Genomic DNA, 18,954 nt, shown 5'->3' with positions numbered 1-18,954 from the left:
CAACGCCGTATCCAGGCCAAAAGCGGCCTATTGCAGCAGGCTCTCCAGGGAAAACAGCCTTTTTTCTCGGGTCTCGGTGCTGGCTGTGGCGATGGTGATCGCCACTTGGCCAGTGGTGGCGGCGACGACCCCTTTAATCAACGAACCGGCCCGCCCCATTCCCCAGAACATTTTATTGGATCGGGAGAAGGTTCAACTGGGAAAAAGAGTGTTTCATGATCCTCGTCTTTCCAGGGACAACACCATCAGCTGTGCCACCTGCCACGATTTGACCATGGGTGGGGTAGATGGTCTGCGTCGTTCCGTGGGAATCGATGGGCAGGAGGGAATCATGAACAGCCCCACGGTTTTCAATTCCAGTTTCAATTTTCGACAATTTTGGGATGGTCGTGCGGCTACCTTGGAGGAGCAGGCGGCAGCCCCAATACACAATCCCCTTGAAATGGGCTCCAACTGGCCCCAGGTATTGGTCAAACTGAAAAACGACCCCGATTATGTTGCAAAATTTAAGAAAATCTACGACGACGGTATCCAGCCTGCCAATATTTTGGATGCCATCGCTGAATTCGAACGCTCTCTCTACACGCCCAACAGCCGATTTGATCAGTTTTTGCGTGGTAACAAGCAAGCCATGACCGATTTCGAAAAATCGGGGTATGAGCTATTCAAACAGCTGGGTTGTGCCAGCTGCCATCAGGGGGTTGCTTTGGGGGCCAACATGTACCAAAAATTTGGCCTTTTCGGTGATTTTTACGATGATTTTCTTCAGGATCACGGCAACGTCAAGCCAGACGACCTGGGTCGGTTCAACGTGACCGGCCTGGAACGGGATAAATTTTATTTCAAGGTACCCAGCCTGCGTAATGTGGCCCTGACCGCCCCTTATTTCCATGACGGTTTTGTCGATGATTTGGAAATGGCGGTCCTTCTGATGGGAAAATATCAATTGGGCCGGACCCTCTCCAAAAGCGAAGTCGACCGCCTGACAGCCTTTTTAAACACCCTCACCGGTGAGTATGCCGGAGAGCCGTTATGAACGCTTCCGGACTCCTGCGCTGGGGCGTCGGCATAGCCTTTGCCGTTATCATGACCTTTTTGGCGGTGATGAGTGAAGTGGATGATGGGGAGCTTCGTCTGCTGGAGCGTTCCATCACCCAGCTTGCCAAACATGACGCCAACCTCAATCAGGATCTGGTTTTGATTCGGCACGGCCTATTGAAACATTACGACACGACCGTCATCCATGTACGAGCCATGGGCCAAGAGTTGGCAGGTTTGCACAAACTCTCGGAAAACTTTTATGGCAACGGTCACAGAGTCGCCGCCGCCACAGATCGACTGCATAAGCTGTTCAAGATAAAATCCGCTGAGATCGAACAGTTTAAATCGATGAATGCGGTTTTGAAAAACTCCTTGACCTACTTTCCCATCGGCATGAAGGAGATGCTGCAAGAGTTGGAAAAGTGGGAACAAGATGGTGCAAAAAAAGGCCACTTGGCAGCCTATAATGCCCGGGAATTATTGATCGACCTGGTCACTATGGGGGGAACCGGTGTCGATTCGAATGCCGAGCAGATCGCTCGGGATCGTTTATGGCTGCTTTTGAAGGATACCCGGGAGGCCCCAGAGCCACTTTCAGGACATATTCGCAACTTGCGCGACCACGCCCATGTCATCCTGAATTTAAAAATTGAGCTGGATATCCTCCTCAACACCATTCTCAATCGTCAGGTAAGCGATTGGCTTGAACGGGTAACGCAGTTGTCGCGGCAGGTCCATTCAGCGCGTCTGAAGGAGGCCTCACACTATCGCACGCTTCTGTTTTTAATGGCGTTGGCTCTCTTGGGTTTACTCATCTTTTCCATGTGGCAACTGCGTCGATCCCTGATGCAGCAACGGCGTCTCATGCAGGCGGTGGAGGCCTCGGCCGACGCCATTGTCATCACCAATCCCAAGGGTATCATCGAATATGTCAATCCTGGTTTTTCCACCATCACCGGTTGGTCCAGTGAAGAAGCTTTGGGGAAAACGCCGGGTATTTTGAAAAGTGGGCTCACCGATCAGTCGATTTATGACGACCTGTGGCTCACCTTGCGTGAAAGGCGGCAGTGGCGGGGGGTCTTTCTCAATCGCAAAAAAAAAATCCATTCCGACCTGGAAGGGGAGCTTTACTGGTGCCAGGCCGCCATCGCTCCCATCCTCGACCAACGGGGAAAGTTGGACGGTTATGTCAATGTTCAGCACGACATTACTGAAATCAAATTGGTGGAGGAAAATCTCCGCGACGCCATGGAAGAGGCCGAATCAGCCAGTCGCACCAAAGAGGTGGTCAATTTCATCCTGGAACTTTCTCTCCAGACCCAATCCCTTAAAGATTCACTATCCCAAGCCCTCGATAAAATTCTTTCCATTCCCTGGTTGAAAATCGAGTCCAAGGGGGCCATTTTTCTCCTGGATGGTTCCGGCCAAAATCTGATTCTGACCGCCCAACACGGGCTCCATCCGGAACTGCTCTCCCAATGTGCCCGCCTGCCTTTGGGACGTTGCCATTGTGGACGTGCGGCATTGGAGCGAAAAACCATCCTTGCCACCCATTTGGACGAACAACATGAAATTACCTATGAAGGCATTCAGCCTCACGGGCATATCTGTCTGCCGATCCTCTCTTCTGACAAGCTGTTGGGGGTTCTCAACCTCTATCTGACCTCTGGGGTGGGGTTGGAAACAAACCAGGAGGAGTTTCTGCAGGTGGTCACCAATACCTTGGCTGGCCTGATTGAACGCAAGTATGTTGAGGATGAGTTGCGAAAACTTTCTTATGCGGTGGAACAGAGCCCTGCCATCGTGGTGATTACCGATCTGGATGGCACGGTTCAATACGTTAACCCCAAATTTTCTGAAATCACCGGCTACAGCCCCGATGAAGTGATTGGCCAACACACCCGCATGTTAAAATCGGGACACACTTCCCAGAAGGAGTATAAAAGACTCTGGCGAACGATTCTGGACGGTGGTGAATGGCGGGGTGAGTTTCGTAGCCAGAGAAAGGATGGTGCTCTCTATTGGGAATCGGCCTCCATCTCCCCTATCCGCACACCGGACGGAACCACAACCCATTTTATCGCCGTCAAGGAAGAGATCACCCAGCGCAAGGAGATGGAAGAGGAACTCAGAAAGGCCAAAAAAATCGCTGAGGGCGCCAATCGGGCCAAGAGCGACTTTTTGGCCAATATGAGCCATGAAATCCGCACACCCATGAACGCCATCATGGGCATGACCGGCCTGAGCCTGCAAACCGAGACCACTCCCAAGCAACGGGATTATCTTGAAAAAATCAACAACGCTTCCCACTCACTGCTGCGTATTTTGAACGACATCCTCGATTTTTCCAAAATTGAGGCAGGCCGTCTGGAGATGGAGTCAATTCCTTTTCGGATGGAAAACGTACTCGACAATCTGGGGGTCATCATCTCCCTGAAGGCCCAGGAGAAGGGCCTGGAATTTCTCTATCGGACCGATCGCCGCATTCCCCCCGTTTTGGTGGGAGACCCCCTGAGGCTGGAACAGGTTTTGATCAATCTGGCTGGCAATGCGGTTAAATTTACCGAGCGGGGGGAAGTGATGATTGCCATGGAGCTGGAAGAGTCGCTCCAGGAGCAGGCTGTGGTACGTTTTTCGGTGCGGGATAGCGGTATTGGTATGACCGAAGCCCAAAAAGCGCATCTATTCCAATCCTTTTCCCAAGCCGACAGTTCCACCACCCGCCGATTTGGCGGTACGGGTCTGGGACTCTCCATCTCCAAGCGGCTTGTGGAAATGATGGATGGAATCATTGAAGTCGTCACCGAACCTGGGAAGGGAAGCCTTTTTACCTTTACGGCCCGCTTTGGCGTTCAGGAGTTGGTACCTCAAAAAGAGCTGACCCCCGCCCCGGATTTGCGACATCTGGAAGCCCTGGTGGTGGATGACAACGCCTCAGCCCGGGAAATCCTGACGGAAATGCTGGAATCTTTCTCCTTTCAGGTCTCGTCGGTCACCTCTGGGGATGCGGCCATCACCCTGCTGGAAAAAAAGGAGCGGGACGGCACCCCTATCCAGTTGATTACCATGGACTGGAAAATGCCTGGCATGGATGGCCTGACTGCTGCCCGGCATATTCGATCCAACACCACCATCACCCAACAACCCAAAATTGTCTTGCTGACCGCTTTCGATGATGCTCAGGCACGTCGGGAAGCGGATTCCCTGGCTCTGGATGGCTATTTGACCAAGCCTGTCAACCACTCCCAATTGTTTGATGCGCTCATGCAGGCCTTTGGCAAGGAGGGGAGCCACTCTGCAAGCACCCGTCGCTCCATATCCGATTTCAGCCAACTGTTTCAGGAGGTTCCCAACAAACGAATTCTGCTGGTGGAGGATAATGAGGTCAACCAACAGGTGGCCATGGAGCTGCTGGAGTTGGTGGGGCTTACGGTACAGCTGGCCGTTAATGGTGAAGAGGCGGTCAAAATGGTTCGGGAAGGCACTTTTGCAGCGGTATTAATGGATTTGCAGATGCCGGTGATGGGGGGGATGGAGGCCACAGAGCGTATTCGCAATGAAAAAATCCATCACGCCCTGCCGATCATCGCCATGACCGCCAACGCCATGACCGGAGAAAAAGAGAGATGCCTCAACGCTGGTATGAACGACTATGTATCAAAACCCATCGATATCAATCTGCTTTTTCAATCCCTGCTTCGCCATATCCACCCAGAGGGGGATCGATCCCTGCAAAGAATATCCACCTCCAACCTCACCTGCGTTGAAAACGATTCCGCTCCCCTGCCAGATCTGCCCGGCTTCGATCTCCAACAAGCCTTGGCCAAACTGGGGGGTAACCGCAGGCTCTATCGAAAATTGGTAGAAAAATTTTTGGAAAACCAAACCGATGCCGTTTCCAAAATGGAGCAGGCACTGGAAAAAGGGGATCGGGAAGAGGCGCTTCGCCAGGCACATACTCTCAAGGGAATTGCTGGCAGCTTGGGTGCAAAAGGGCTCCAGACCGCCGCGGCTGATTTGGAAGCTGCCCTCAATGACTCTGATTCTGAAAACGATCTGGAGAGTTTAACCCGAGCATTTGCCGAGGCCATGGAGCACATGCTCCCAACCTTGCAGCAGGCTTTTACCACCTCCCGGGAGGAACCTGCTGAAGAAAAAGAGCCTCTGGATACAGCGAGACTTCTCGCTCTTCTTTTGCAGTTGCAACCTCACCTGCAAAAACGCAAACCCCGTCCCTGTGTGCCCATACTCGATCAGATGCAAAAAGCCGCCTGGCCCGATGAGTTATCCCAGTCGGTCACCCAGCTGCGGCAGCTGGTACGGAAATATAAATTAAAGGATGCCCTGATCCTGCTGGAACAAATGATTCAAGACCTGAAAAAAAAGGAGCCTACAAATGAGTGATCATCTCAGCCAGCAGACCATCCTGGTGGTAGACGATACCGAGGCCAATATTGATGTGCTCCTGGAAGCTTTGGGGGATCACTATGATGTTAGTGTGGCCATGGATGGTGAAGGGGCCATCGAAAGCATTGCCGACGAAAAACCGGATTTGATCCTTCTCGATATCATGATGCCGGGTATGGATGGCTATGAGGTGTGTCGTCGTTTGAAATCCGAGCCAGCCACAGCTGATATTCCGATTATTTTTGTCACGGCCATGGTCGAAGTGAAGGATGAGGCCAAGGGGTTTGAACTGGGTGCCCTGGATTATATCACCAAGCCCATCAGCATACCCATCGTCCAGGCTCGGGTGAACACCCATCTGACTCTGCAAAATGCACAGCGCACATTGAAAAATCAAAATGTCATTTTGGAAGAGAAGGTACGTGAACGAACCAAGGCCCTTTGGCAGAGTCGTCTCAGCACCATCAACTGCCTGGGACGGGCAGCAGAATTTCGGGATCCGGAGACCGGTTCCCATATTTTGCGCATGTCCCACTATTCCCAAAAGCTGGCTCTGGCAGCAGGCAAAGATCAAGCATGGTCAGAGTTGCTCTTAAACGCCGCCCCCATGCATGACGTGGGCAAGGTGGGGGTTCCTGATCGCATTTTGCTCAAACCGGGCAAGTTGGATGAAGAAGAGTGGCAGATCATGCAAAAGCATGTCTCCATGGGTGCGGAAATTCTCGGCAACCAATCCGCACCTCTGCTGCAACTGGCCTGTGAAATTGCGGTGAGCCATCACGAAAAATGGGATGGCCGTGGCTATCCCAATGGGTTGCAGGGTGAAACAATTCCCGTGTCCGGTCGAATCGTTGCCATTGCTGATGTGTTCGATGCGCTTACTTCAGAGCGCCCCTACAAGAAAGCCTGGGAGATCACTCGGGCCATGGATCTGATCCAGGAGGAAGCGGGAAATCACTTCGATCCGGACTTGGCAGAGCTGTTTGTGGCCATTTTGCCGGAAATATTAACCATTCGGGAAAAATTTCAAGGATAGCCACATCAAAACCAAAAAGGTGGCTTTCTGTCCCAGCTTAAACCTGAAGCAGCCAGGAAGCTGGGTGAATATAGACCAAAAATGGTGGAGGGCGGATATTTATGCTGACCTATCCCAGCAGCAGCCCATTGAGATACTTCAGCATGGAATACTTCAGCACAAAAAAAGCACCCAACCGAGCTGGCTGAGTGCTTGATTTTATCGTGATGGTGCCGAGGGTCGGAGTCGAACCGACACGTAGTTGCCTACGCCAGATTTTGAGTCTGGTGCGTCTACCAGTTCCGCCACCCCGGCTTTTGGGGGAAATTACCAAATACACCGCTTCCGGTCAACAGGAGGACTTGTGAGGTGCGAAAATGACTGGTAGGAAAGAGTCCATGTTCCGCTTGGCACACCTATCCGACATCCATCTTCTGGCCGACCCGGAGGCGCTTCTCTACGGCCAATACCCCCTCCATAACTTCATGCAGGTGCTGGAAAGAGTCGTGACCTGGGAGCCGGATCTTCTGCTGGTGAGCGGCGATATCAGCCAGGAAAGCTCCATGGCTTCCTATGGACACTTTGCCAGAGTAACCTGCTCCCTTCCCTGCCCCATCCGGCTGATACCTGGAAACCATGATCGGTTGGATCTCTTTCAGGAAGCTTTCGACGGGGAGCGGATCGGTTGGCAGCGTCGGGTGGAGATGGGGGGGTGGCGCTTGATCTGTCTCGATTCGACCCAGCCTGATGAGTCGGGAGGCGTGTTGGGAGTGGCGGAATTGGCAGCTCTTGAGGATTCCCTTGCCGCTTCTTCTCCAATCCCCACCCTCATCGCCCTGCATCACCCCCCAGCCCTTATCCAGTCCACCTGGATGGATCGCATCGGATTGCAAAATCCCCACGATCTTTTTCAAATCACCAAACGCCATCCCGAAGTTAAGGCCGTTGTGTTCGGCCACATCCATCAAGCCTTCGATGAAGCTCACGATGGTCTGCGTCTCCTCGGAGCCCCAGCCACCTCGGTACAATTTGTCCCCCGGGTGGAAGAGATGGCCGTTTCAAAAGAGCTTCCAGGATTTCGCTGGTTCCATCTCCATGATGACGGCCGCTTTGAAACCGGCTGTTATCAGCTAGAACCAGCCTGATGCCAGCTGAACGGGAAAGAGTCGGTCTTCCTCCCCGGTCAGGATCGTGGCAAACTTTCAAAATGACTCTCCCCAACACTTTTCGTCAACACCCACGCCTCTGGATCGGGATCGCGCTCTATCTGGGGCTGATCTATCTCACGCTGCCTCTCACACCTGTTGCCGTACACTATTTTTTTGCCGTCATAGGGCCTGAAACGTTTGGTTGGGGGGTGAATACGGTTCTCATATTGGCCTTGCTGGGGGCCTTTTACAGGCTCTATCAGATGAACAGCAGCCTAAGGGAAAAGGCTCCAAGCGTGTTTCCCCTTCTGCTGCCAACCCTTGCCATTCTTGTGATTGCGGCCACCGTGGATAAGCCGGTAGAGCGGATTCATTTTTTGCAATATGCCATTCTCGGAGTGCTTGTTTTCCGTACTCTGGAGCGCCATGGGTTTCGGGATCTCATGGTGGCACTGTTGTGGCTTTTTTTGGCGGGCTTGACGGACGAAATCATCCAGTGGTTTTTACCTACCCGCTATTGGGATATTCGGGATGTGGCGATGAATACGCTGGGTGGGGGGCTGGGACTTTGGTGGGGGCGGTTTCTTTTTCCCGTTGGGGATATAAAAGTTCAGGCAGAGACCCGCCAGTGATCTCCCATTTCCAGACTATCCAGAGAGGCTGGCAGATCCAATACATCTGAAAAGTCGATCTCAACGATGCCAATCTTGTGATACAAAAACGATTGCAGGGTATCCAACTCCCCTAATGCAGCGATTTTTTCCAGATCGGCAAACTCTTCTCTCTCCCGCATGATGGCAAATCTGCCCCGGGTTCGGTCCAGGCTCTCCACCACCAGAATGTCATAAAAAATTTTCTGTTCCGTTTTGATACCCTTTTCCCGCAGCTCGGTTTTTTTCGGATGTATCCCCTTTTCGGCCAGATAATCCAGCCGCAGCCCGCCTCTCTGCTGCTCCAAACGGTCGTACACCCCAAAATCGTGTAGTTTCTTTTTGGTATATCCCAGCTTTTCCAGATCTGCCAAAGTCAAACGCTCTTCAAAGGCTGGCAGGGTGATCTGCTGCTGTTTGTTGGGGTCGATACCCAGTTTTTCCAGTTTTTTCCAGTTGATCTGCACATCCCGTTTGACCAGACGATCCAGGGAAATACCCCCCTCCTTACGTACCAGGTCGATGTCAAACATGCGGCATTTCATCTTTTGCAAAAGCCCTGACTCTTCCAGCTCATCGAAGGAAAAGCGGGATTCCTTGACGTCCAGGCCGATCATCTGATTTTCCAAAACAGCTTGCTTCTTGAGGGGTTTGACCCCCATTTTTTCGAGGTTGGCATCGGAAAGATTGGGAATGGGGCCTACTTTTTCAAAATAGGCCAGCAGCTGTTTTTTCAGGATGCCGCCATTGCGACGCAGCCGATCCAGATCGACCCGCCGCTGGGCCAAGGGTTCCAGAAGCCTGAGTCTTTTCAGATCCCGCAGGGAAAGAAAAGGCCGCGGTTTGGCAAACTTGACGACGCGTCCCTTCTGGAACACCTTTTTCTCTTTTTCCCTTGGCAGGGGCACCTGCAATCCCTGGGGGAGAAGGTTGGGGTGTTTACGACAATAACTCCGGTGCCAGGCGCGATAGATGTTCGGTTCGAAGTGGCCCAGTCCGGCATCGCTGTTCATGATGACCAGCACCTTGAAGGGCACCAACTCGCCCTTGTAGGAACGCGTCTCCTCCAGGGCTGAAACCATATCGGCAATGGCGCTGACGTGGAGAATTTCCAGGTCGGCCTTTTTAGCCGTAGCCAGATAGTCGTCAATCTCAATGCCCATATCCTTGACGACATATTTCCGGAAAAGGGTAAGCGCCCCATACCCCTTGCCTTTGACATTGGCATACCATTCGTGGTGGGTCAGAGCGGTCACAACGGAGCTGTCCCACTGCCCCTGAAACAGCAACCGGCCACCGAAAAGGGAGTGGAGCTGGATCTCAGCCCACTGTTTTTTATTGAGGCGACCCGGCCAATCCAAGGTGTCGAGTTTGACGTTGACCTTGCCGATATCGTGTTTCATGGTGGCCATGGCCGCTTCGATGGTTCTGGGCTCATCCCAGCCCAACTCCTTGCCGATGGCCATGGCATTGAAACCGGAGATGATGGAATGATTGGCGGTGTTGGGGTGGTGACTCTGGAGCTGGATAAGGCCGTCAGCAGCGTGGGGATTGAAAAGATGGAAAATTTCCTGCATATGGGTCTTGACCAGCCCCTCCAGAGCCCGAACCTCTTCCATTTTTTGAAAGGTTTCAGCTGCTGCCTGAACCGATTGGCCGGGAACCGAAACCACCGATTCCAAAATATTGAACATTTTTTCCATCTCTTCGGTGGCACCAGTCAATTTTTCTGCGGCCACCGGTATGGCATAAACCTCCTTGATCCCCCGTCGTTTGAGCCCTTCCACGACCACAGCAGTAAGCTCTGTGCCACGGGTTCGCAGGATGTTTCCCCGGTCTGACCGTTTGACATCCTTGACCAGCTTCATATTATTGAGAAGAGCGGGATCATCCAGACTGTAAAGCTGATCCTGGGACTCGTCAGTCGGGTTATTTCCAGCCATGCTGTCGCACCTTTCCCTGGGGACTTCAAATCCTGAATGAACATCCCCCTTATGACGAAAAAAGTCAACAATTACATCCAATCATTGGGGAAAAGAACCGGGAGATTATTCAACGCCATTTCACATCTGGACGAAATTAACAATTTATTCAACAAGATTCCCAGCCAACAGGTCATGACGACAGATGCCATCCACCCCGCTTCCAGCCAACAGACCATGACAACACCCATGCACCACTCCCCTTTTCCCGGAGCCTGACATGGTTCACCTCTCCTTTGACCAGGGCACCTTGCGGCTTACGGGCAAGCCCAAGGAACTGGAACCGGTGGCGGAATATCTCAAATGGGATGACCGTAGCGGCGATTATCGCGCCGAGGCACGCCATTATGGCCCCCTCGCCATCACCCTGCATCGGCTGAAAATCCCTTTTGAAGATCAAGCCAAAGGATTTGCCAACCATCGTTTTGAAGCCCCCGGGGAGTTTATGCCCCGACCCCACCAACAGGAAGCCTTCCAAGCCTGGTCCCAAAGCAAAGGGCGAGGGGTGGTGGTGCTACCCACCGGATCGGGCAAAACCCTGGTCGCCCGCTTGGCCATCAGCCGGATCGGTCGGGATACCCTGATTTTGGTGCCGACCATCGACCTGTTGCACCAGTGGCACCAACAACTGGCCGCCGCTTTTCAGATGCCCATTGGCCTCATGGGAGGGGGTGAGCACCAGCTGGAACCCATCACCGTGAGCACCTATGACTCCGCTCTCATCCACATGGAACGGCTGGGCAATCGGTTTGGCTTTTTGATCTGCGATGAGTGCCACCACCTGCCCGCTTTGACCACCCGGCTGGCCGCAGTGATGACCATCGCGCCGTTCCGTCTGGGTTTGACCGCCACCCCTGAGCGTACTGACGGTGAGGAGGAGGCGCTTTTTGACCTTTTGGGCCCCATCTGCTTCCGGGTGGAGATCGATGCCCTGGAAGGGGACTATCTGGCCCCCTACGACCTCCACCGAATACCAGTGCAGCTGGACCCCGATGAGCGGGAGGCCTATGATGCCGCTTATGCTCAATATCGCCAATTTGCCCGGGATAGCGGGGTCAATTTTAGCCGCAAGGATGGTTGGAATCAGTTCATTATGGTGTGCGCCCGCACCCGGGAGGGACGGGAAGCCTTTGCGGCCTACCGCATGCAAAAACGTCTGGCCAGAGCCTCCCGGGCCAAGCTGCGCCAAGTGTGGGCACTTTTACGACGCCATCAGGGGGAGCGGATACTGCTCTTTACCGATGACAATGCCACGGCCTATACCATCGGCGAGACCTTCTTCCTGCCGGTGATCACCCACAAAACCAAATCTCCGGAGCGCAAAGCCCTGATGGCGGCATTTCGCTCCGGGGCCATCTCCTGCATGGTCAACTCCCGGGTGTTGAACGAAGGGGTGGATGTGCCGGAAGCGGCGGTGGGCATCATCGTCTCCGGCAGCGGCTCGGTGCGGGAGCATGTGCAAAGACTCGGACGCATTCTCAGGCCCGGCAAGGAAAAAGTCGCCGCCCTCTACGAACTGGTCTCAGAGGATACCGCTGAAACCTTCACCAGTGATCGGCGTCGGCAGCATATCGCCTATCAACGGGGAGAAGCGACCCTGTGATCACCCTCCTCCCCTTCGGCCACCAAAGCTGTTTTCCATCATGTTGACCCGCGACCTGCTCCGATACGCCACCCAATCCCGTCGGATTCTTCCCCGTTTTGTGGATCCAAAAAATCAAAATCTCATCAACCTGATCAAAGAGTTGATCGGCCTATATAGCGAAGGTAAAGGGCAGAGCCGGGAGGAGTTGGGAGAGGTGATCCAGCCGATCCTGAACGCCTACCGTTCCCCCCTGATCGCCAAGGGGCTCAATAAACTCCTGCTCAATCGATGTGACTTTCAGGAGGCGGAAGAGGGGTTGGATCTGTTTCGACTGGGGGTTTTTGAGACCGCCTCCAAACGCCTGGCAGAAAAAGGCATGGGGGATCTGGAAAAATATCGTGAGGTAGTGGCCGGGGATGTCAACATCGATCCGGATCAGCTGGGGGTGCGGCTCTTTTCAGACCTGCCGGATCGTCAACCTCTGGCCCAATTTCGCACCATCACCCCCCAGGCCCTGGCCCATCGCTACAACATGGCTCAAGTACAGGGGCTGCTTTTGAATGCGGACAGGCTGGAGGTGGAATTTCAGGAGCCTGGTTTGAGCAAGCGCCGCCAACTTTTTCGTTATCTGCGCTTTCACCGGCTTCTGGTGCGCATCCAAAAAATGGGGGATGGCAGCTATCATCTCACCCTGGATGGCCCTTTGAGCCTGCTGCAAAATACCCGCAAATATGGCTTCCAGCTGGCGCTTTTTTTCCCGGCTCTGGTGGCGATGTCCCGCTGGCGCATCGAGGCGTGGATCAAAATGAAGGGCCAGCGACAGGAGTTGAGCCTCTCCATGGATGAGACAAGCGGTCTGGTGACCCATCTGACCCAGATGAGCGGCTATATCCCCGAAGAGTTCGAGGTGTTTCAGAAAAGCTTTAAAAAGGGGGCCAAAGGCTGGCACATCAAAAACAACGCTCCCCTCCTCGATCTGGGAAAACAGGAGGTCGCCGCCCCTGATTTTTCCTTTCAGCACGACGATGGCACCCTCACCCATCTGGAACTTTTTCACGCTTGGCACAAGGCTCCCCTTATCCGGCGTCTGGAGAGCATGGGCCAGGCCAAAAAAAAGCCCCCCCTGATTATCGGTGTGGATCGGGCACTGTCCAAGGAAAAAGAAGTCAGCGAAATGCTGGAAAAAGATCCTTGGTTTGATAAAAATGGCTTTTTATTCAACCAGTTTCCACCGGTCAAACGGGTAATCGGGGTGTTGGAAGTGTTTCGACAAGGGTAGGCATACCTTCCCCCGGAGAAAAAATTTTCAAGCGACCGGGTCAGCCACCGAATCAGCTAATAAATCAGCAGTCAAAAAGTCAGCCTGCTCTGGCCCTGAGTATGGGAGGGGTATGCTTTTCAGAGTCAACCTCTTCGGGTCCAAAACCGACCACTGTGGCGATCTCGTGACACTGCTCCGGGGTGAGGAGTTTTTTCCAGCGATTGAGGGAGCCGTGACGGATGGTGGGGCTGGGAATGGGGCTGTTCAGGCCGATAAACTGGCGTAGTTGTTCCAGGTGCAGCTCGTTTTGGAGAAAAAAACGATCATAGTCGATCACCAGCAGACGACTGCCCATCAACTGGCGCAGACGATCCATGCGCTCCTTATGGGCCTGCCAGCGGATGGCACACTGTTTGGTCAGGGAAAAGCTGTCGTACTCCTCGGCCATCTCCTGATCAATGCCGAGAAAGGCGTTGGGAATGGGAAACTCCTTCCAGCGTTCGTGCCAGACCAATACGCCCGGCTGGGTAGGATGGCGCAACATACTGGAGACCGAAGCGTAAGGATTGCGTTGGATGCCGATAAAGCGGGCATTGGGCAGAGCAGAAGCCAGTTCCGGGGCTGACCAGATATTGGGATGGGATTTATCCAGATAGTGCTTGGAAAATGAAAGAATATATTCTTTTTTGTAGCGGCTGATCAGCTTTTGCAGCAACTGATAGCGTTTTTCGGGCCAGAGCGCCAGATCTACGGACCATTTGAGAATTTTCTGGTTCTCAATGGTCACGCGCACATCCGGGTGGGCCCCCAGGGTATAACCCAGCCAGTTGGTGCCCGAGCGTCCCGACCCAAGAATCAGGATGATCCGGGTGGGTTGCCGCTCCAGCAGTTTATCATAGAGATAATCGATCATGTTTGATCGGATACCATTTCATTAAATTCAGTTGTGGCCATCCCATCCCCTGTCAAACAGGGCTGGCCAAGAGCGGTAAAGCGCCCAAAAAGAGGATGTCAAACCGGAATATCCGTTTGGCAAACCTTTCCCCAAAGCCCCTTCCCTGAGGGAAACTGGCTGGAAGTGGAGATACGATACGGACACAAAGCGCACTCTGACATATCTGGAAGCATCGACCAATGCAAGAAATTTCTTTTTTTGCCGACGATTTTTTCAAAACCACCCGGCTATTCCCGGCTGTTTTCAATAGCAGTCAGGAGCAACGCCGCCAACCGGTAAACATCCCCTGCTGTGGAGCCTCCATGGGTCTTAAGTCCAACAGTGTAGCGACTGGGCGTACTGATTGCAGAAATAATGTTCAATCTGTTGGTTTATACCAATCCCCAGGGGTTTTGATTTCCTGAAATTGATCCAACTCAAGCCCAAAGTCGCCAGGCACGGCCAGCACATTGACAGAGCGGATGATTCCAAAGATGTTTTCTTTGTTTTTCAGGTAATTATCCGCATTATAAAGCGGTGTCAGATACCAATACAGGCGATATCCTTCCCCCAGCAGCCAGGAGATCAAAGGGGGTGATTTATCCTGCCGGTCGTTTTCGAGATAGAGGATGGGACGGTGCTTTCGGATGGTTTGTTGCGCACCTTCCAAGACCGCCAATTCCATCCCCTCCACATCGATTTTGATGAAATGGCAACGGGCCAGATTCAGGCTGTCCACCGTCATCATCGCGACCGTCTCTCCCACCGTCCCCTCCACATCCAGGCCCAGCCCCCCAAAGTTGGTCTCTGTGCCATAGTCCAGCGCTGGAACCGTGATCGACCCGGCAGCAGCTCCCACCGCCGCCTGATGGCACCAAACGTTGGGAATGCTGTTCAAGGCCATGTTGGCACACAACAGCTGATGGATCATTCGCTGGGGTTCAAAAGCGATCACTTGCCCCCTTGGCCCCACCTTTCGGGCAAAAAAGAGGGTGTGATAGCCGATGTTGGCACCGATATCGAGTACCGTAAAGTCAGGCCGGGCCAATATCTGAAAAATCAGGGTCTCTCCGTGGGAATATTCCCCATAAAGTTGCAAGGAGCGACCGATATAGAGATCGTGGCGGTTATAGAGCATGTGGCCAAGGCGGGTATCAGCCAGGGCATTCAAAGGGCCATAGGAACGGTTGTCGGTCATCTTGCCCCCGGTCAAAATCTACCCAAAAAAGCGTGCATCCTCTTTTTTGTCAGCAGCCTATCTGTCGACAGTCCGGCCATCGGTCATCTCTCACCCCAATAGGGAGATCAACCACACCCCCACCGGTGCCGACAGGATCAGCGTATCCATCCCCTGCCACTGTCCACCATATCGGGGCGGGGTGGGTAATGAATCGCCAAAGCCACGCACCCGCAATGCCTGCTCTTGATCCCGAACATCTCCCAGCACCCGAAAAAGCAGCGCCTCCCCCCCCAGAGCCAAGCGATCCAGTCGGTTGGCGAGGGGGCCTTTTTCACTCTGGCTTGCCACGCGCAGTTGCAGCGCATCCCGCACCGAACCGGTTTCGGCCAGCAGTCGGGGAATGCGCTCCAGGGTAAAAGCCAATATTCCCAGCCAGCGCCCCAGGGGGATTCCGATTTTTTCAACCCCCCCCAAAAGCGCACTGAAAGCGGCGATCAACTGCCAAGCCGGGGTGGTGCGCACCAATACCCAGGAGAGCATCACCAGCAGGGTCAAGCGCAAGGATTGGACAACGCCTGCCATCAAACCCTCCCCGGTGGGCCAAGCCAGAAAGGTGAAGAGGGGATGACCCGGGGTAAAAAATCCATGGAGAAGAATCAGGGTCAAAAAAAGCCAACGCAATCGATAGAGCACCCCCCCCAACTGGGACCACATCGGAGCAGCCCCCCAGAGAGCCCCCAGGGAAAAAGCCGCTGCCAAAGACCACTCTTTGGAAAAAAACGGTGCGGCCATGATGGCTGGAGCCAACAATAAAAGCGCCAGAAGCTTGGCCCTTGGGTCGCGCTTTTCCAAAAAAGGGTTCTGATCCCCACCCTCCCCAACCTTTCGATTCACCTCATCACTCATGAGGCGTCGCCATCAGCCCCACCATCCAATTCAGCCCCCCCCCAATCAGCCTCCCCCCCTTCCCAATCGTTCTCTTTTGAGGCGGTCTTCGGGCTGCCTGGTTGTGGGCCAGGCCCGGCATCACTCTCCCCCACATCCTCCTGCAACACCATATCCACCGATTGCAGCATCTCTTCCAGGGATGGACTGGCCAACCCGTCTTTATCCCCTTTGGGCTTGGCCCGGCTTTGACGGTTTGGCTCCTCCTTGGCAGTGGCGACAACCGGCTCCAGTGAGGGAGCGGCGGCGTTCAAAAGGTCATCGATATCGGCCATGCCTTCAGAGCCCCAGTCGAGATCTTTTTTGGCAGAAGAGCCATTGGACTTTGATCGTTCAGGGGTCGTGCTGGCCGTGTCGGGGGTCTCTCCGATGGCATAATCATCTTCCAGGGGATCCCAGCCCCCCATGGAACCGGAGCCCTCCCAGCCATCCCCGTCGATCTCTTCAGTGGCTTTTTTCGGGGGGGGAGCGGCTGAGGGTACTTCAAGTCCCTGGGATTTGGCTCCGATATCGCCACCGGGGGAGGCGGCTTCGGGTGATTCTATTTCAGGGAGATCCAGGGAGGGGGCTTTCCACTTTTCAATATCAGGGGGTTGCTGGCTCACCTCAGGCTTTTTTGCAACCAGCGTGGAAGAGTTGAGATTTTCAGCAGCACCCATGGAGACCATTTCCAGGGAGTGTGCTGGTGGGGTTCCATTATCCTGGGAACCTTTGTCTCCACGCCCATCGGTTCCGAAGCCTTCTCCCCCATCGGGGCTACCCAACGCCTCCAGGCTAAAGGGGATCGACTCGACATCTGCCGGTTGAGAGCTGCTCGATTTGGCATCCCTTGTCGGAATCGAAGAGCCCCCCGAACCATTCCCTTGGGAGGGTGTGTCAAACATCGAAGGATCAAAAGCCAAAACCTCGATATCCTCTCCCTCTTCCCGGCTATTTACTGAAGGGGACCCACCGGCAGGGGGAGTGGGTTTGGAAATGGGTGATGGGTCTTTGTCAGCGTCACCAAGCTTGGCTGCGGCTGTTTCCGGCAGGGACAATGCCGCAATCTCTGTCTCTGAATGGTTTTCCGACACCCCACCGGGCAACTCCAGTGACGACTCCTCCCCACCATCCTCTGAAGCGACATCCGGCAGACTCAAAAACCCGTCAGGCTCTTCTTCGGAAGGTGTTTCCGGAAGGCTCAAAAACTCATCAGACTCTTCCTCGGAAGATGCTTCCGGAAGACTCAAAAGCCCATCAGACTCTTCCTCGGCTGAACCAGGGGAGAGGCTTGCAAAGGCATCCTCTTCTTCTCCAGATGTGCCAGGGGGCAGATCAAGATCGGATTCCTCTTCTGCTTGGGACCCCTCTGTGGAGAGCCCCCAATCAGGACCATCCGATTCCGCTGGCGCCTCTCCTCCAACGGCTTCAACTCCGGCCTTTTCTTCGGTCTCTTCTTCGGTCTCAGCTCCAATCTCTTCTTCGGTCTCAGCTCTGGCATCCTGCCATTGGAGTTCCTCCTCCTCTTTCCCAGGAGACCAGACGGGTGGGATATCGCCATTTTTCGCTTCTTCAGCATCCGATCCATCCACCGCCTCTATGGGAAAGGGAGCGGTGGAAAGAGCCATGTCGGGCTTTACAAAAGCAAATTTTGATGGCACCTCTCTCCCGGTTGCCGGTGGGTTTTCGTCTGAATCATCCGGTTCAGGGGGCGTGTCGGCGGAAGCGGACTCTGAGAGTGGTTCGGAATCAATGGCAGGATCAGGAGCTGTAGAGGCGGCTGATTCAGGTTTCTCTTCAGTAAGCCCGGAAGATTGAATGGGCTCCCCGGCCTCTTCCCCAGCCCCTTTTTCAGCCCCTTGGGCGGGGGTGGGCGAGAGTAGCGGGATCAGGGGGGGGATTTCCGACTTTTTCTCTTCCCCGGCATCTGGACGAGCTGGTTTGGCAGCGCCCTTCCCTCCCTCTGGAGCGGCCTGGGAGTTCTCTTGTTTGGGGGGAGTGGGGCTTGGGACTTTTTCAGTGACAGCCTGGATTTGAGGCTCTTTGCGGCGCTTGGTCTTGGACTTCTTTTTGCGTTTGGGCTTAACTCTGGGTTTGATCCTAAGAGCCAGGGCTACCACCCCGCCCACCACCAACAAACCTCCCCCGGCCCCCGCTGCCAGACGCCATGGATCCATCTTTTGGATGGCGCGAAACCAGACCACCCATTGGGGAACGCTCGTCACTTGTCCGGAATGGCTGGAACTCCTGGAAGCCGAGCTTGGTTGTTTGTGTCGGATCGGCTTCGTCTGTGATGTGTGGGCTGATTTGGCAGGCTGGGTTGACTGGGTATGTTGGGTTGATTTAATGCGTTGGCGTTGGGTTTTGGAGGAGCTGGAGGAGTTGCTGCTCTTTGATTTGGCAGTGGGAGAATAGGTCAGGATGGGCTGTAATTCAGGGGCAAAGGCATAGTTGCGAAAATAGTGGACCTCACCAATCCTCACCCGCACCAGCAGGGTGTCGAAATGGTTGGGTGCCGCCTCCCTTCCCCGCAACAGCAGTCGCCCCGGTTGCCCCTTCCTGTCAGGCGCCAACACCTTGATGGAGCCTGCCCACTCCCGGTTTTGTTCCTGGTCAGAGATATAATCAGTCGCGCGCCCCAAAGTGACCCATACCCTATCCAAGCGCTCGCCAGGTGAGAGCCAATAGGGAATTTCAGCTGAAAAGGGGGCCTTGTCGGCATTCAAAACCTTCAAATAGCCCAGAGAAAAGGCTTCGGCCATCTGGGGATTTCCCCACAGCACGACCAACCCCAGCCAGATCCACCCTATCCGCCACCCTCTGGGGG

12 protein-coding genes and 1 tRNA gene are annotated in these 18,954 nt (G+C 54.2%); 7 read left to right on the top strand and 6 right to left on the bottom strand.

The annotated features are described in order from the left end of the window. Positions 1–91: 91 nt before the first annotated feature. From HQL52_14380 to HQL52_14370, 3 genes are read left to right on the top strand one after another with little or no spacing between them, the layout of a single operon-like run. On the top strand, positions 92–1,036 hold the full coding sequence (locus tag HQL52_14380; protein MBF0370635.1) for a cytochrome-c peroxidase: 945 nt from the start codon (positions 92–94) through the stop codon (positions 1,034–1,036). Then, a complete protein-coding gene (locus HQL52_14375; protein MBF0370634.1) occupies positions 1,033–5,445 on the top strand; it encodes a PAS domain S-box protein in 4,413 nt (1,470 codons plus the stop codon). Before HQL52_14380 ends, HQL52_14375 begins: the two co-directional genes overlap by 4 nt. Further along, positions 5,438–6,484, top strand: coding sequence for a two-component system response regulator (locus HQL52_14370; GenBank protein MBF0370633.1), 1,047 nt, complete (start codon positions 5,438–5,440; stop codon positions 6,482–6,484). The genes HQL52_14375 and HQL52_14370 overlap by 8 nt, the downstream gene beginning before the upstream one ends. 207 nt (positions 6,485–6,691) lie before the next feature. Here HQL52_14370 and HQL52_14365 read toward each other — a convergent pair. Beyond that, positions 6,692–6,778, bottom strand: a tRNA-Leu gene (locus HQL52_14365). An 83-nt stretch (positions 6,779–6,861) separates the two neighbouring features. Here HQL52_14365 and HQL52_14360 point away from each other — a divergent pair. Both HQL52_14360 and HQL52_14355 read left to right on the top strand, forming a co-directional pair. Next, positions 6,862–7,608: a phosphodiesterase gene (locus tag HQL52_14360; GenBank protein ID MBF0370632.1), complete on the top strand. Its 747-nt coding sequence runs from the start codon at positions 6,862–6,864 to the stop codon at positions 7,606–7,608. A gap of 62 nt (positions 7,609–7,670) precedes the next feature. Further along, the gene (locus HQL52_14355; protein MBF0370631.1) at positions 7,671–8,243 is read left to right on the top strand and encodes a VanZ family protein; all 573 of its coding nucleotides are present in this window, start codon (positions 7,671–7,673) and stop codon (positions 8,241–8,243) included. Here the strand turns inward: HQL52_14355 and HQL52_14350 are convergent. After that, positions 8,222–10,204 (bottom strand): hypothetical protein, encoded by a 1,983-nt coding sequence (locus HQL52_14350; protein ID MBF0370630.1) that lies wholly within the window; start codon positions 10,202–10,204, stop codon positions 8,222–8,224. The two genes, HQL52_14355 and HQL52_14350, sit on opposite strands and share 22 nt — an antisense overlap. 259 nt (positions 10,205–10,463) lie before the next feature. Between HQL52_14350 and HQL52_14345 the strand changes: the two genes are divergently transcribed. Next, positions 10,464–11,846: a DEAD/DEAH box helicase family protein gene (locus HQL52_14345; GenBank protein MBF0370629.1), complete on the top strand. Its 1,383-nt coding sequence runs from the start codon at positions 10,464–10,466 to the stop codon at positions 11,844–11,846. A 40-nt stretch (positions 11,847–11,886) separates the two neighbouring features. Further along, entirely contained in the window at positions 11,887–13,107 is a 1,221-nt protein-coding gene (locus HQL52_14340) for a DUF790 family protein (GenBank protein MBF0370628.1), read from the top strand. A gap of 79 nt (positions 13,108–13,186) precedes the next feature. On the opposite strand, the gene HQL52_14335 is transcribed toward HQL52_14340, so the two are convergent. The 4 genes from HQL52_14335 to HQL52_14320 form a co-directional block, all read right to left on the bottom strand. Further along, entirely contained in the window at positions 13,187–14,002 is an 816-nt protein-coding gene (locus tag HQL52_14335; GenBank protein MBF0370627.1) for a sulfotransferase, read from the bottom strand. Positions 14,003–14,402: 400 nt separating this feature from the next. After that, positions 14,403–15,221, bottom strand: a complete 819-nt coding sequence (locus tag HQL52_14330; protein ID MBF0370626.1) for an FkbM family methyltransferase — start codon at positions 15,219–15,221, stop codon at positions 14,403–14,405. 90 nt (positions 15,222–15,311) lie between these two features. Beyond that, positions 15,312–16,109 (bottom strand): energy-coupling factor transporter transmembrane protein EcfT, encoded by a 798-nt coding sequence (locus HQL52_14325; GenBank protein ID MBF0370625.1) that lies wholly within the window; start codon positions 16,107–16,109, stop codon positions 15,312–15,314. Next, entirely contained in the window at positions 16,106–18,889 is a 2,784-nt protein-coding gene (locus HQL52_14320) for a hypothetical protein (protein ID MBF0370624.1), read from the bottom strand. Before HQL52_14320 ends, HQL52_14325 begins: the two co-directional genes overlap by 4 nt. Between the last annotated feature and the right edge of the window lie 65 nt (positions 18,890–18,954).

The organism is Magnetococcales bacterium, from assembly GCA_015232395.1.
In the GTDB taxonomy this organism is placed as follows: Bacteria; Pseudomonadota; Magnetococcia; order Magnetococcales; family JADFZT01; genus JADFZT01.
This window is presented reverse-complemented; position numbering and strand designations above follow the sequence as displayed.